Below are 14042 nucleotides of genomic sequence, written 5' to 3'. Positions count from 1 at the left end.
CAGCCATGAGCCAGCCCGCGGACCATCCGTGGACCCCGCGCACCATCGCGGGATTCGCCCTTATCACGCTGGTCTGGGGATCGACCTGGCTCGTGATCAAGGATCAGATCGGCACCGTACCGCCAAGCTGGTCGGTGGTCTGGCGCTTCGCCCTCGCCGGCACGGCAATGTTCGTGCTGGCCGCGCTGCGGGGCGAAAAGCTGGCACTCGGGCGGGCAGGCCAGCGCCTCGCGCTGCTGATCGGCGTGCTGCAGTTCTGCCTGAACTTCCAGTTCGTCTACCGCGCCGAACGCTTCCTCACATCCGGCATCGTGGCGGTGCTGTTTGCGCTGCTGCTGGTGCCCAATTCACTGCTCGCCCGCGCATTCCTTGGCCAGCGAATCACGCGCGGCTTCGTCGCCGGATCGGCCATTGCGCTCGCCGGCATCGCGCTGCTGCTGCTCCACGAATACCGCCTGGCCCCGCCGGGCGGGCAGGTGCCGCTGGGCGTGGCGCTGACGCTTGCCGGGCTGATCAGCGCGTCGGGCGCCAACGTGCTTCAGGCCAGCGCCGAAGCGCGCCGCCATTCCCCGGTGGCGCTACTGGCGTGGGCCATGCTGTGGGGCACGCTCGCCGACGTCGCCGTGGCGTGGGCGCTCCACGGTCCGCCGCAGTTCGAGATGCGCACCGGCTATTTCGGCGGCATCGCCTATCTCGCGCTGCTCGGTTCGGTGCTGACTTTCCCGATCTATTCGCGGCTGCTGCGCGATCTTGGCCCAGGCCGCGCAGCCTATTCCAGCGTCATCATCCCGGTGGTGGCGATGCTGCTGTCCACGCTGTTCGAAGGCTATGCCTGGTCGCTGCTCGCTGCCGCCGGCTCGGCGCTGGCGATGCTGGGGCTGGTCGTGGCGCTCAAGGCGCGCAGCCCTTCGCGGTAGGTCGGCCAGTCCGGCCGCCAGCCCAGCAGCCGTTTCGCCTTGCCGTTCGCGACGCGCCGATTCTCGGCATAGAAGGCCCGTGCCATGGGTGAGAGCCGCGCTTCCTCCAGCGTCTGCATCGGCGGAGGCGGCACGCCCAGCAACCGCGCCGCTTCCTCGATCACCGCGTTCTGGCTGCAAGGCAGGTCGTCCGCCAGATTGTAGACGCCGCCGGGAGCGCCCATCGCGGCCATCACGCCGGAGACGATATCCTCCACGTGGACGCGGCTGAACACCTGCCCCGGAATGGCGATGCGGTGCGCCGCGCCTTCGCGCACGCGGTCGAGCGCGCTGCGCCCCGGCCCGTAGATGCCCGGCAGGCGGAACACGCGCACCCGCTCGCCCAGCGCCTGCCATGCCAGATCCGCCTCCACTCGCGCAGTGCGCCGCCCGCCGCCGACGGGTGCGCTTTCGTCCACCCAGGCGCCGCCCACGTCGCCATAGACCCCGGTCGAGGAGAGGTAGCCGATCCACGGCCCCGCGCCGCCGCGCAGCAGATCGCCATAGGCATCCAGCACCGGATCGCCGCCTTCGCGCGCCGGCGGAACCGATGAAAGCACGTGGCTCGCCCCGGCCAGCGCCCCCGCCACCGCGCCGCGGTCGGCAAAGTCCAGATCGCCCGCGCGGCCGGTGCCGCGCACGGTCCACCCTTGCCCGCGCAGCCGCGCCGCCAGCGCCTGCGCGGTGTATCCCATTCCGAAAATCAGCAGGTTCGCCATGTTTTGGACCATATCGCGAATTGCCCCTGCCACAACCGCTCCCTACCTAGGGCAGATGAACGACCTGTCGAACACGCCGCCCGCCCCCGCCGAAGTCGGTGCCCAAGTCGTCCGGCGCAAGGATTACCGCCCGCCCGAATGGCTGGTGCCGGAAATCGCGCTCGATTTCGCACTCTCGCTCAACGCCACCAAGGTGGTCAGCGAACTGAAGGTCGCGCGCAATCCGGCTGGTCCTGGCGGTTCGACCCTGCGCCTCAACGGCGAGGGCCTGACCGCCGGCAGCGTCGCGGTCGATGGGCAGCCGCACAACGACTGGCATATGGACGGGGACGACCTCGTGCTCGACCTGCCGGGCGACGCGCACACCGTCACCATCGAAACCACGGTCGATCCTTCCGCCAATACCCAACTTTCGGGCCTCTATGCCTCGGGCGGGATGCTGTGCACGCAGTGCGAGGCCGAAGGCTTCCGCCGCATCGCCTTCTTCCCCGACCGGCCCGACGTGCTGTCGGTCTACCGCGTGCGGATGAGCGGCGAAAAGGCAGCCTTCCCGGTTCTGCTGTCCAACGGCAACCCGATCGCCTCGGGCGAAGGCGCTGACGGCACGCACTGGGCCGAATGGCACGATCCCTGGCCCAAGCCCTCGTATCTCTTCGCGCTCGTCGCGGGCGATCTCGTCGCCTCGCGCGATGTGTTCACCACCCGCTCGGGCCGCAAGGTCGATCTCGCCATCTATGTGCGCGCAGGTGACGAAACCCGCACCGACCATGCGATGCGCAGCCTGATCGCCTCGATGAAGTGGGACGAGGATGTCTATGGCCGCGAATACGACCTCGACCTGTTCAACATCGTCGCCGTGGCCGATTTCAACGCCGGCGCGATGGAGAACAAGGGCCTCAACATCTTCAACACGCGCTACATTCTTGCCGATCCGGAAACGGCCACCGACGGCGACTACGACGCGATCGAAGGCGTGGTCGCGCACGAATACTTCCACAACTGGTCGGGCAACCGCGTAACCTGCCGCGACTGGTTCCAGCTGAGCCTGAAGGAAGGCTTCACCGTGCTGCGCGACCAGCAGTTCAGCGCGGACCGGGGATCGGCTCCGGTCAAGCGGATCGAGGATGTGCGGGTGCTGCGCGCCGCCCAGTTCCCCGAGGATTCGGGGCCGCTGGCGCATCCGATCCGTCCGGATGTCTATCAGGAAATCAGCAACTTCTACACCGCGACGGTCTATAACAAGGGCGCCGAGGTGATCCGCATGATGACCGTCCTGGCGGGCACCGAACGGTTCCGGAAAGGCACCGACCTCTACTTTGAACGCCACGACGGCGAAGCGGCGACCTGCGAGGACTTCGTGCGCGCGATAGAGGACGGCGCGGGGCTCGATCTCGGCCAGTTCCGCCGCTGGTACGAGCAGGCCGGCACCCCGAAGGTCGACGTTTCGCTCGCCCACGCAGGCGATACCATCACGCTCACGCTGCGCCAGACCGTGCCCGCCACCCCCGGCCAGCCGGACAAGCAGCCCATGGTCATCCCGCTGCGCACCGCGCTGTTCGACCGCACCACCGGCCGGCATGGCGGTGAACAGCTGCTGGTGCTGACCGAGGCAGAGCAGGTCTTCACGTTCCCCGGCCACACCGCGCCGCCGGTGCTGTCGATCAACCGCGGCTTTTCCGCGCCGGTGGCCATCCAGTCGCCCGCGACGACCGAGGATCTCGTGTTCCTCGCCGCGCACGACGACGATCCCTTCGCCCGGTATGAGGCGATGCAGCAGCTTGTCGTCCAGCACCTCGTCGCCGCAGTGGAAGGCCGCCTGACCAGCGAAAGCCGCAGCGCCGGCCGCGAGGCCATCGGCGGCGCCATGGCGGCGATCCTCGCAGACACCGCGCTCGACGACCTGATGCGAGGCGAACTCGTGATCCTGCCCGGCGAAGGCTACCTTGCCGAGCAGATCGCCAACGTCGATCCGGGCAAGGTCCACGACGAGCGCGAGGCGCTGAAGTCATGGCTCGGCACCACGCTCAAGCCCCAGTGGCAGGCGCTGCACGATCGCTGCGCGGCGGTGCCCTACAGCCTCTCGGCCGAGGCGCGCGGTGCGCGCAAGCTGAAGACGCAGGCGCTGGTCTATCTCGCCCCCGCCGATCCGGCCGAGGCCGCCCGCCGCGCCAAGGCGCAATATGACGGCGCCGACAACATGACCGACCGGCAGGGCGCGCTGATGGTGCTTGCCGGGCTGGACCTGCCCGAGCGCGAGGCCGCGCTGGCCGATTTCCACGCGCGCTTCGCCGGCAACATGCTGGTGATCGACAAGTGGTTCTCGCTCCAGGCCGGCTCGCTCCACCCCCGCGCCATCGAACACGTCAAGGCGCTGGCCGGCCATGCCGACTTCACCATAACCAACCCCAACCGGGTGCGCGCGCTTTACATGGCCTTCGCCGCCAATCCCGGCGCGTTCCACAAGGCGGACGGGGAAGGGTATCGCCTGATCGCCGACCTGATCCTGCGACTCGATCCGATCAACGGCAATGTCGCCGCGCGCTTCGTCCCGCCGCTGGGCCGCTGGCGCAAGGTGGAGCCGAAGCGCGCCGCGCTGATGCGCGCCGAGCTGGAACGCATCGCCACCGCCCCCGCGCTGTCGCGCGACGTGCGCGAGCAGGTCACGCGGAGCCTTGAGGGGTGAGCGAACCGGTCGACGTCCTGACCCATCCCGCGCTGGCCGGTGCGGCGCACGGTTTCCTTGGCCGCAAGGGCGGAGTCAGCACCGGCGTGCTCGCCGGGCTGAACGTCAGCTTTTCCGAGGACGATCCCGCGCTCACGGCCGAGAATCGCCGCCGCGCGGGCGAGGCCGTGCTGCCGGGCGCGCGGCTGGTGTGCTGCTACCAGGTCCATTCACCCGATGCGGTGACCGTGACCGAGCCATGGGCCGACGATGCGCGGCCCCATGCCGATGCCCTGGTCACAAGCCGGCCCGGCGTGCTGCTGGGCATCCTAACCGCCGATTGCGCGCCGGTGCTGTTCCACGATGGGAAAGCAGGCGTGATCGGCGCGGCACATGCGGGCTGGAAAGGCGCGTTCACGGGCGTGACCGACAACACGATCGCGGCGATGGAAGCGCTCGGCGCGCACCGGGCGGACATCGCCGCCGTCGTCGGCCCCTGCATCGCCCAGAAAAGCTATGAGGTCGACGAGGCCTTCGAGCGCCGCTTCCTGGAAGCCGCGGACGAGAACGAACGCTTCTTCCGCGCGGGCAAGCCGGGCCACGCCTGGTTCGATCTGGAAGGCTATGTCGCCGAACGGCTGCGCGCGGCCGGAATCGGCACGGTCGCGATGCTGGGCGAGGACACTTACGCGCAGGAGGAGCGGTTCTATTCGTTCCGCCGCGCCACGCACCGGAGCGAACCGGGCTATGGCCGCGAGATCTCGCTGATCGGCCTGCGCTGAGGCGCGGGCCGAGGCGTCAGAGGACGCCGAGCGCTTTCAGGTCGGCTTCCAGCGCATCCACATCGCCGCCGAAGTGGTGAACCTTCCACCCGAGCGCGGCCGCGCTCGCCACGTTGGCGGCGTTGTCGTCGATGAATACCATCCGGTCGGGCGCATGGTCGAAGCGGCCGGCGGCGAGGTGGAAGATGGCGGGATCGGGCTTCACCAGCCGTTCCGCGCCGGACACGACGATCTCCGCAAAGTGATCGAGAATCGGGAAAGTCGGGCGGAACATCGCCCAGGTATCGACGCCGAAGTTGGTGATGCAGAACTGCGGCACGCCCTGGGCGGTGAGCCGCTCGACCAGCGGATGGGTGCCTTCGACCGGCCCCGGCACCGATTCGAGCCAGTGCGTGCGGTAGCGATCGATCAGCGCGGCGTGCTGCGGATATTCGGCGCTGCGCGCGGCGACCATGTCGGCTAGCGGCACGCCCGCGTCGTGCTGCGCGTGCCAGTCCTCGGTCACCACGGCGGACGTGAAAGCGGCGCGCTCGGCGGGATCGGGAATCAGGTCGCGGTAGATGCGCGAGAGGTCCCACTGAACCAGCACCCGGCCCACGTCCCAGACAACCGCATCGACCTGCCGCATCCCAAGCACTCCCGGCGCGCACAAACGAAAGCGCCCCCGCCGGATGGCGAGGGCTTCGTGCCTGACATCAATGCGGATGCATCAACGTATCAAGGCATCGGCGCTGCGCCGTCCCTGCGAATGCAGGGACAGGACGCAATCAGCCCTGGCGGGCCTTGAAGCGCTTCTGGGTCTTGTTGATGACATAGGTCCGGCCACGACGACGGATGACGCGGTTGTCCCGGTGGCGGTCCTTGAGCGACTTCAGGCTGTTGCGAATCTTCATGTCGAATCCCTTTGCCCGACATCGACCGGGCCGAAAATTGAAGCGCCGCCGTTAAGGGCGGGCCTGTGGAAAGTCAACCGCCGCTCAGGCGTCCGGGCGGATTTCGGAAAGCCTGCGCTCCCACGCCAGCGCGTGCGTGACGATCGTTTCAAGATCGGCATACCTGGGCACCCACGGCAGCGTCGCCTTGATCCGGCTGTTGTCTGAGATCAGCGAATCGGGGTCGCCCGCGCGGCGCCCTTCCAGGTTGCGCTGGATCTTGCGATTGGTCACGCGGTCCACCGCATCGAGCACTTCGAGCACCGAGAACCCGCGCCCATAGCCGCAATTCATGGTGAGCGAGCGCGCCGGCTGCGCGATCAGCCCTTCCAGCGCCAGCACGTGCGCGGCTGCAAGGTCGGACACGTGGATATAGTCGCGCACGCCGGTGCCGTCGGGCGTGTCATAGTCGGTGCCGAACACCGCCACGCCGCCGCGCTTGCCCAGCGCCGCCTCGACCGCGACCTTGATCAGGTGGGTGGCGCCGGCGGTGGACTGGCCGGTGCGCGCCTGCGGATCGGCGCCGGCCACGTTGAAATAGCGCAGCGCGCAGTAATTGATCGGATGCGCTTTCGCGGTGTCGGCCAGCATGAACTCGGTCATCAGCTTCGACATGCCGTAGGGGTTGATCGGCTGCCGGGGGCAGTCCTCGGTCACCGGAGAGACTTCGGGAATGCCGTAGGTCGCCGCGGTGGAAGAGAAGATGAAGTGCTGCACGCCGCCCTTCACCGCCGATTCGATCAGCGCGCGGCTCTTGGCGGTGTTGTTGTGATAATATTTCAGCGGGTTCTCGACCGATTCGGGCACGATGATCGAGCCGGCGAAATGCATGATCGCCTTGATGCCCTGCTCGGCGATGATCCGCGCCACCAGGGCGCCATCCTCGATATCGCCTTCGTAAAGCGGCACGCCTTCGGGAATGGCGAAGCGGAAGCCGGTGGTCAGGTTGTCGATCACCGCGACCGGCCAGCCCGCATCCTTGAGCGCGAGCACCGCATGGCTGCCGATATAGCCGGCACCACCGGTAACGAGGACGGGAACCTTCATGCGCGAATCACCCCTGTTGCCGCGATCTTCTTCGCACTAGCAGCATAAGCATCGCATGGAATCTCCAAACAATCCGTTCAGTATCATGACAGCGCCCGTCATGCAGACGCACGCGTCAGGGATCGCACCACCTCCAGTGCCGGACAAACAGACCATGACCCACCGGGCCTTTCTTCTCCCCCTTCTCCTTGCTGCCGCGCCGCTGCCCGCGCTGGCCCAGCCCTTTCCCGGCGGCGGACCGATGGGCGATGATGGCTGGCGCTCCTCCCGGATGGAACGCGGCGGTCGCCAGTCCGCGCAGCCCGCGCGCGGCGTGGAGGTCACCGCCTACCGCGCCGCGGACGCGGGCGACCGGCTGGGGAAGGGCCGTATCGTGATTGCCGCGCTCGATGGCGGCGAAGCGGAATGGAAGCTGCCCGTCTATGAAGCCGCCGTGGTCGATGAGCTTGCGCGGCGCGGCTACGATACGGTCAATGCCGCCGATCCGGGGCAGGTCGCGCAAGTGGGCGTCAGCCACCGCACCGTCGTGCCCGAAGAAGCACCGCACAAGCCGGTAAGCGGGGAAATGAGCACTTATGTCTCGAATCGCGGCAGCGGCTATGGGCTGGCGCTGAACGTCGACCTGTCGAAGCCGAGGAAGGCGATCGTCGAAACCCGTCTCGACGTGCGCATCCGCGACAAGGCCAGCGGCCAGACCCTGTGGGAAGGCCACGCCGAGGCGCAGAGCCGCGAAGGCGATGCCGGGCTGGACAACGGTGCCGTCGCCGCGCGGCTTGCCGCCGCCTTGTTCGCGAAGTTTCCCGAAGGCCAGATGGTGGACGTTCCCCGCGCCAATCCATGACGCGGCCTAACCCATGATATTGCGCGCGGGGGGAAAAGGCGCATATCCGGCGCCCTCCTCCAGCGTTCGGAACCGCCATGCGCCGCCTGCTTCCCCTGCTCGCCTTCCTTGCCGCCGCTCCCGCGCTGGCCGCGCCGGTGGAAGTCACGCGCTTCCACACGCCGGACACCATTGCCATTCTGGGCAAGGGGGCGGTGTTCGTGACCGGCGCGCCCGGCACCGATCCCGCCAGCCTTGAAAACCGCGTGTGGCTCGATGCGGTGGCCCGCGAACTCGCCGCGCAGGGCTGGGGCTTCGCCACGGCGGGCGCGGCCGACCGCGTGATCGAGGTGCGGGTGGAACGCCAGACACTGCGCCGCGACCGGCAGCGCGGCCCCGTCTCGGTGGGCGTGGGCGGATCGACGGGCGGCTGGCACAGCGGCGTCGGACTGGGCGTGGGCTTCGACCTGGGCGGCCGGCCGAAGGATCTGGTCGCAACACGGCTAAGCGTGGTGATCCGCGACCGACTGACCGGCCGCGCGCTGTGGGAAGGCCGAGCGGAGAACACCGAGAAAGCCGGCGGCAAGCTGGCGTCGGCCGAACCCGCCGCGCGGCGCATGGCCCATGCGCTGTTCGCGGGCTTCCCCGGCACGTCCGGGGCGACTATCACGGTGAAATGACCGCATCCCCCATCCAGATCGACGCCGCGTTCGACAGCGGCAATATCGAAGTCCTGTCCATCGATGGCGCCAGCGCGCGCCTCGCCATCCGCAAGGACCGCGATTCGGACTTCTTCCAGTGGTTCCACTTCCGCGTGACCGGCGCGGCGGGGCGAGCGCTGGAACTGAAGATCACCGGCCTTGGCCGCTCGGCCTATCCCGATGGCTGGCCCGGCTACCGCGCCGCCTTTTCCGAGGACCGGGAGTTCTGGGGCCGCGCGCACACCAGCTACGATGCGGCCGAGGACGGCGGCACCCTCACCATCCGCCACGCGCCGCAGGCCGGCGCATGCTGGTTCGCCTATTTCGCGCCCTATTCGATGGACCGGCACCACGATCTCGTTGCCTCGGCTGCTGCCAGCGAAGGCGTCACCCAGTGCTGCCTCGGCCATACCCTCGATGGCCAGCCGATCGACTGCCTCGAACTGGGCGAGGGACCGAAGCAGGTCTGGCTCTATGCCCGCCAGCATCCCGGCGAATCGATGGCCGAATGGTGGATGGAAGGCGCACTGGAACTGCTGACCGATCCGGCCGACCCGCATGGCCGCAGGCTGCGCCAGCTCTGCCGCTTCCACATCGTGCCCAACATGAACCCGGACGGATCGGCGCGCGGCCACCTGCGCACCAACGCGCTTGGCGTGAACCTCAACCGCGAATGGGCGGCGCCCACCGCGGAACGCTCGCCAGAAGTGCTGTGCGTGCTGGAAGCGATGAAGCAGACGGGCGTCGATTTCGCGATGGACGTCCACGGCGACGAGGCCATTCCCCACGTGTTCCTCGCGGGGTTCGAGGGCATTCCGTCGTGGAAGGAGGAGCAGGGCGCGGCCTATCGCCGCTACCGCGCGATCCTGGAACGGCGCACGCCCGATTTCCAGACCCGCCGCGGTTATCCCGAAGCACGCCCCGGCGCGGCCAACCTGACCATGTCGACCAACCAGCTGGCCGAGCGATTCGGCGCGGTCGCGATGACGCTGGAAATGCCGTTCAAGGACAATGACGACCTGCCCTGCGCGGTGCAGGGGTGGAGCGCCGAACGCTCGAAGCTGCTGGGTCGCGACTGCCTCGGCGCGCTGCTCGAATGGCTGGGCGAGGCGGGCTGATCTTTACCGCGTGTTAACGGGCGGGGGCGCATGAACGCTGCATGGCTTCTGCGCTTGCCCTTCCCGCGATTCCCGCCCTGCCCGCCGCCGACTGGCTGCGCAGCGCGATCGTGATCGGCTGCGCCCTCGCCCTGATCCTGGCCGACAAGGCGCTTCCCATCTGATTTCCGGGACCTGCGGTCTCAGAGAATCTCCAGCACCTTTTCCTTGGGCCGGCACAGCCGCGCGCCCTTGTCCGTTTCCACCAGCGGACGCTCGATCAGCTTCGGCTCGGCCGCCATCGCCGCCAGCACCGTCGCATCGTCAGCCTGCGGCAGGCCCCGTTCTTCCGCATCGGTGCCGCGCAAGCGCAGGCCTTGTTGCGGCGTGATCCCGGCATCGCGGTAGAGCTGCGCCAGCTTTTCGGCCGAGGGCGGGGTCTTGAGGTATTCGATCACCGTCACCTCTGCCCCGGCGTCCTGAAGCATCGCCAGCGTGTTGCGCGAAGTGCCGCAGCCCGGGTTGTGCCAGATCGTCGCCTTCATGATGCCTTCCTTGTCGTTTGAAGCACTTGGTGCAGCCCTAGCCGCACGGGAGCCGCGCGCAAGCTCGCGTTAATATTGCGATTGATTCGCAATTCCTCCTTGCAATTGAGAACGACTCTCATTTACAGACCCGTTCAGACTTTGAAGGGGACCACCATGAATCGCATCGCCCTCCTGCTGGCCGGAACCGCCATGCTCGCCGCACCGGGTTTCGCGCACGCCGACGAAGCCGCCGACGCCGAAGGCCGGGTGGCGATCGTCGTCACCGGCAAGGCCGATGGCTACCGCCCGGAGGACGCCAATGCGATCAAGACCCCCACGCCGCTGGTCGATGTGCCGCAGACGGTCACCGTGCTGACGCGCGAGCAGCTCGACGACCAGGCCGTCAGCCAGCTGGGCGAAGCGCTGCGCTACGTTCCGGGCGTGGTGCTGGGCCAGGGCGAAGGCCACCGCGACCAGGTCACGCTGCGCGGGCAGAACACCACCGCGGACTTCTATCTCGACGGGCTGCGCGACGACACGCAGTACTATCGCTCGCTCTACAACATCGAGCGCGTCGAAGTGCTCAAGGGCGCCAACGCGCTACTGTTCGGCCGCGGCGGCGGCGGCGGGGTGATCAACCGCGTCAGCAAGACCCCCGACCTCGCCGGGACCAAGGGCGCGGTCGCCGCCAGCGTCGATACCTTCGGCGCCTTCTCTGTCGCGGGCGACCTCAACCAGCCGCTCGGCGAAAAGCTGGGCGCCCGCCTGAACGCCACCTACGAGGAGTTCGACAACCACCGGCAGGACTTCGGAGGCCGCTTCATCGGCGTGAACCCCACGCTGGCGTTCGAGCCCGATGCCGACACCCGTATCGAGCTGTCCTACAACTATGACGACGACGAGCGCACCACCGACCGCGGCGTGCCCTCGATCAACGGCGCCCCGCTTACCGGCTACGACGACACGTTCTTCGGCAGCAGCGCGCTCAACGTGGCGCGCGTCACCGCGCACATCGCGCAGGCCCGCATCGACCACCAGCTGACGGACAACCTGACCTTCAACGTGATCGGCCAGTACAGCCACACCGACAAGTATTACGGCAACCTCTTCGCCGCTTCGGCGGTGAACCCCGCCACGCAGACCGTCACGCTGTCGGGCTACAGCAGCGCCAACGTGCGCGAAAGCTGGATCGGGCAGGCCAACCTCGTGTGGGAAGGCCGCACCGGCGGCATCGGCCACACCCTGCTCGCCGGTCTGGAAGCCTCCAGCCAGGAAACCACCGGCCTGCGCTCGGACCCGGTCTTTTCCGGCTCGAACGTGGTCACGCTGGCCAAGCGGCTGACCGTGCCCTCCGCGATCTTCGCCGCGCCCAGCCGATCGACGCTGAGCAAGGTCGATACGTGGTCGGCCTATGTGCAGGACCAGATCGAACTGGCGCCGTTCCTGCAAGTCGTCGCCGGCGTTCGCTATGACGAGTTCCGCATTTCCGCGACCGACCGCATCAACGCGACCTCGGCCGCGCGCACCGATGGCAAGTGGTCCCCCCGCGCCGGCATCATCCTGAAGCCGCGCAAGGAGATGTCGCTTTACGCCAGCTACACCCGCAGCTTCCTGCCGCAATCGGGCGACCAGTTCGCCTCGATCGACGCCACGCAGGCGACGCTCGCACCCGAGCAGTTCGAGAACATCGAGGCGGGCTTCAAGTGGGACGTGAACCCCGGCCTCGCCTTCACCGGCGCGGTCTATCGCCTGACGCGCGACAATTCGCGCTTCAACAACCCCGTCACCGGCCTGCCCGAACTGTCCGGCCGCACCCGCGCCCAAGGCATCGAACTGTCGCTGGCGGGGCGGATCCTTCCGCAGTGGCAGGCCAGCCTCGGCTATGCCCTGCAGGAAGGGGAAGTGCGTTCGCAGACCACGGCGGCGCCCTCCGGCCGCAAGCTCGCCCAGTTGCCGCACCACCAGGTGTCGGCGTGGACGCGCTACGACCTGACCCGCAAGTTCGGCCTGGGCCTTGGCATCACGCACCAGTCGTCGAGCTACACCACGATCAGCAATGCCGTGCGCCTGCCCGCTTTCACCCGCGTCGATGCGGCGGCGTTCTACACCCTGTCCGACCGTGTCTCGCTCCAGCTGAACGTCGAAAACCTGTTCGACGCCGACTATTTCCCCTCGGCGCACACTGACAACAACATCTCGACCGGCGAGCCGCTCAACGCCCGCCTGACGATCCGCGCCAAGTTCTGAGAAAGCACGGACCGCGATTCCGGGGCGGCTAAAGCCCCGGAGTCGTCGCGGTGGCGGGTGTCGGGAGCGGAACGCCCGGCTCCTCGCGCCGCAGGATGCGCCCGGCGCGCTGCACCGCGCGCACCAGCCGGGGATAGACCCCGCAGCGGCAGATATTGGTCAGCGCCGCCGCGATGTCCTGCTCGGTGGGATCGGCGGTGCGTGCCAGCAGCGCGGCGGCATTCATCACCAGTCCCGGCGTGCAGAAGCCGCACTGGATCGCCTGTTCGACCACCAGCGCCTGCTGCACCGGGTGACTGCGATCGGGCGAAAGCCCCTCGATGGTGGTCACGCTGCGCCCTTCGGCTTCGCCCAGCGAAAGCGTGCACGAGGGCATCGCCTGTCCATCGACGATGACCATGCACGCGCCGCACTCGCCCGTGCCGCAGCCATATTTCGTGCCGGTGAGATTGGCTGCGTCGCGCAGCGCCCACAGCAGCGGGGTATCCGGCTCCAGCCGGAATTCCATCGCCTGATTGTTGACCGTCAGCCGCGCCATGCCCCGGCTCTAGCGGGAATTGGCGCGGCTGGGAATCGGGCTCAGTCGCGCCAGCTGCGATCGACCCGGTCGATCCGGCGCACCCAGGCGTTGAAGTCGGTTTCGCCCGGTCGCGTGCCCGGCACCTGAACGTCGCGCAGATCGCGCTGGTGCACCGCGATCACATCGTCCGGCACGACGATCGGCTTCGCCCCGGTGGAGAGCACCGCCAGCTGGATTTCGCAGGCGCGCTGGAGGCTCCACTGCGTGATGAACATCTGCTGGAGCGAGGATCCCAGCACCACGGGGCCGTGGTTGCGCAGCATCAGGATGCGCTTGTCGCCCAGGTTCTTCAGCAGCCGCTCGCCTTCCTCCGCGCGCACCGTCACGCCTTCGAAATCGTGATAGGCAAGCTGGCCGACGAAGTTGCAGGCGTAGAAGTTGATCGGCATCAGCCCTTCTTCCAGGCTGCACACCGCCATCGTCGCGGTGGTGTGGACGTGGGCGATGGCATGCGCCCACGGCAGGTGCCGGTGGAAATAGCCGTGCTGGGTGAAGCCCGCCTTGTTCACCGGATACTTCGACGGCCCGATGTTGTTGCCGTCGAGGTCGATCTTGACGAGGTTGGACGCAGTGACTTCGGAATAGAGCAGGCCGTAGGGGTTGATGAGAAATGCCCCGTCCTCGCCCGGCACTTTCAGCGAGATGTGGTTGTAGATCGACTCCGACCAGCCGAGCAGGTCGTAGATGCGATAGCACGCCGCCAGTTCCTGCCGCGCCTGCCACTCGGCATCGGAGCAATCGATGTTCGGCCTCAGACTGGTGGCCATGATCCTCTCTCCATTTTTTTGAGTTTCTGGGTGCAACCTTATCGCAAGGGCGCCCGCGCGCAAGCGATCCGGCGCCTGCCTCGCGTCCCGCCGCGATGTGACCGCTCCGGCGAATTGTTAAATATTTTTGACATCATTCTGCAACAATGGCGCAACGGTCCGCGCAGTCCTATCTTCATTGTCCAAACGCCGCGCACGACGCGGC

15 protein-coding genes are annotated in these 14042 nt (G+C 67.8%); 8 read left to right on the top strand and 7 right to left on the bottom strand.

The genetic code is table 11. From position 1 onward, the window contains the following. Window positions 1-5: 5 nt before the first annotated feature. Window positions 6-917 carry a DMT family transporter gene (locus OLX02_RS06105; RefSeq protein WP_264421116.1) on the top strand — a complete coding sequence of 304 codons (912 nt, stop codon included), beginning with the start codon at window positions 6-8 and terminating at the stop codon, window positions 915-917. Here OLX02_RS06105 and OLX02_RS06100 read toward each other — a convergent pair. Continuing rightward, window positions 827-1675, bottom strand: coding sequence for an SDR family oxidoreductase (locus OLX02_RS06100; RefSeq protein ID WP_264421115.1), 849 nt, complete (start codon window positions 1673-1675; stop codon window positions 827-829). The genes OLX02_RS06105 and OLX02_RS06100 overlap by 91 nt on opposite strands. Window positions 1676-1730: 55 nt before the next feature. On the opposite strand from OLX02_RS06100, the gene pepN reads away from it, so the two are divergent. Together pepN and pgeF are read left to right on the top strand one after the other, a co-directional pair. Beyond that, complete coding sequence (pepN, locus tag OLX02_RS06095) at window positions 1731-4358, top strand: aminopeptidase N (RefSeq protein WP_264421114.1); 2628 nt, start codon at window positions 1731-1733, stop codon at window positions 4356-4358. Further along, the gene (gene pgeF / locus OLX02_RS06090; protein ID WP_264421113.1) at window positions 4355-5119 is read left to right on the top strand and encodes a peptidoglycan editing factor PgeF; all 765 of its coding nucleotides are present in this window, start codon (window positions 4355-4357) and stop codon (window positions 5117-5119) included. The genes pepN and pgeF overlap by 4 nt, the downstream gene beginning before the upstream one ends. Window positions 5120-5135: 16 nt before the next feature. Here pgeF and OLX02_RS06085 read toward each other — a convergent pair whose 3' ends face one another. From OLX02_RS06085 to galE, 3 genes are all read right to left on the bottom strand, one after another. After that, the gene (locus tag OLX02_RS06085) at window positions 5136-5747 is read right to left on the bottom strand and encodes an HAD-IA family hydrolase (protein ID WP_264421112.1); all 612 of its coding nucleotides are present in this window, start codon (window positions 5745-5747) and stop codon (window positions 5136-5138) included. A gap of 139 nt (window positions 5748-5886) precedes the next feature. After that, complete coding sequence (gene ykgO / locus OLX02_RS06080) at window positions 5887-6012, bottom strand: type B 50S ribosomal protein L36 (protein WP_054122357.1); 126 nt, start codon at window positions 6010-6012, stop codon at window positions 5887-5889. Window positions 6013-6096: 84 nt separating this feature from the next. Continuing rightward, window positions 6097-7098 carry a UDP-glucose 4-epimerase GalE gene (galE, locus tag OLX02_RS06075; protein ID WP_264421107.1) on the bottom strand — a complete coding sequence of 334 codons (1002 nt, stop codon included), beginning with the start codon at window positions 7096-7098 and terminating at the stop codon, window positions 6097-6099. Between the two features lie 154 nt (window positions 7099-7252). Here galE and OLX02_RS06070 point away from each other — a divergent pair, with 154 nt between their 5' ends. The 4 genes from OLX02_RS06070 to OLX02_RS06055 all read left to right on the top strand — a co-directional run bounded on the left by OLX02_RS06070 (window position 7253) and on the right by OLX02_RS06055 (window position 9901). Next, a complete protein-coding gene (locus OLX02_RS06070) occupies window positions 7253-7939 on the top strand; it encodes a DUF4136 domain-containing protein (RefSeq protein ID WP_264421106.1) in 687 nt (228 codons plus the stop codon). Between the two features lie 77 nt (window positions 7940-8016). Then, the gene (locus OLX02_RS06065; RefSeq protein ID WP_264421104.1) at window positions 8017-8598 is read left to right on the top strand and encodes a DUF4136 domain-containing protein; all 582 of its coding nucleotides are present in this window, start codon (window positions 8017-8019) and stop codon (window positions 8596-8598) included. Continuing rightward, window positions 8595-9737 carry a M14-type cytosolic carboxypeptidase gene (locus OLX02_RS06060; protein ID WP_264421102.1) on the top strand — a complete coding sequence of 381 codons (1143 nt, stop codon included), beginning with the start codon at window positions 8595-8597 and terminating at the stop codon, window positions 9735-9737. Before OLX02_RS06065 ends, OLX02_RS06060 begins: the two co-directional genes overlap by 4 nt. Before the next feature lie 41 nt (window positions 9738-9778). After that, window positions 9779-9901, top strand: a complete 123-nt coding sequence (locus OLX02_RS06055; RefSeq protein ID WP_264421100.1) for a hypothetical protein — start codon at window positions 9779-9781, stop codon at window positions 9899-9901. 18 nt (window positions 9902-9919) lie between these two features. Here the strand turns inward: OLX02_RS06055 and arsC are convergent, their stop codons facing one another. Next, a complete protein-coding gene (gene arsC / locus OLX02_RS06050; RefSeq protein WP_264421098.1) occupies window positions 9920-10261 on the bottom strand; it encodes an arsenate reductase (glutaredoxin) in 342 nt (113 codons plus the stop codon). Window positions 10262-10417: 156 nt separating this feature from the next. Here arsC and OLX02_RS06045 point away from each other — a divergent pair, with 156 nt between their 5' ends. Continuing rightward, window positions 10418-12490, top strand: coding sequence for a TonB-dependent receptor (locus tag OLX02_RS06045; protein WP_264421096.1), 2073 nt, complete (start codon window positions 10418-10420; stop codon window positions 12488-12490). Window positions 12491-12518: 28 nt separating this feature from the next. Here the strand turns inward: OLX02_RS06045 and OLX02_RS06040 are convergent, their stop codons facing one another. Then, on the bottom strand, window positions 12519-13028 hold the full coding sequence (locus OLX02_RS06040; RefSeq protein WP_264421094.1) for a (2Fe-2S)-binding protein: 510 nt from the start codon (window positions 13026-13028) through the stop codon (window positions 12519-12521). A gap of 41 nt (window positions 13029-13069) precedes the next feature. Beyond that, entirely contained in the window at window positions 13070-13837 is a 768-nt protein-coding gene (locus tag OLX02_RS06035) for a class II aldolase/adducin family protein (protein WP_264421092.1), read from the bottom strand. Between the last annotated feature and the right edge of the window lie 205 nt (window positions 13838-14042).

It is taken from the genome of Novosphingobium sp. KCTC 2891, from assembly GCF_025938155.1.
Classification (GTDB): domain Bacteria; phylum Pseudomonadota; class Alphaproteobacteria; order Sphingomonadales; family Sphingomonadaceae; genus Novosphingobium.
Note: the sequence above shows the minus strand (reverse complement) of the source record. Positions and strands in the feature narration are given on the sequence as shown.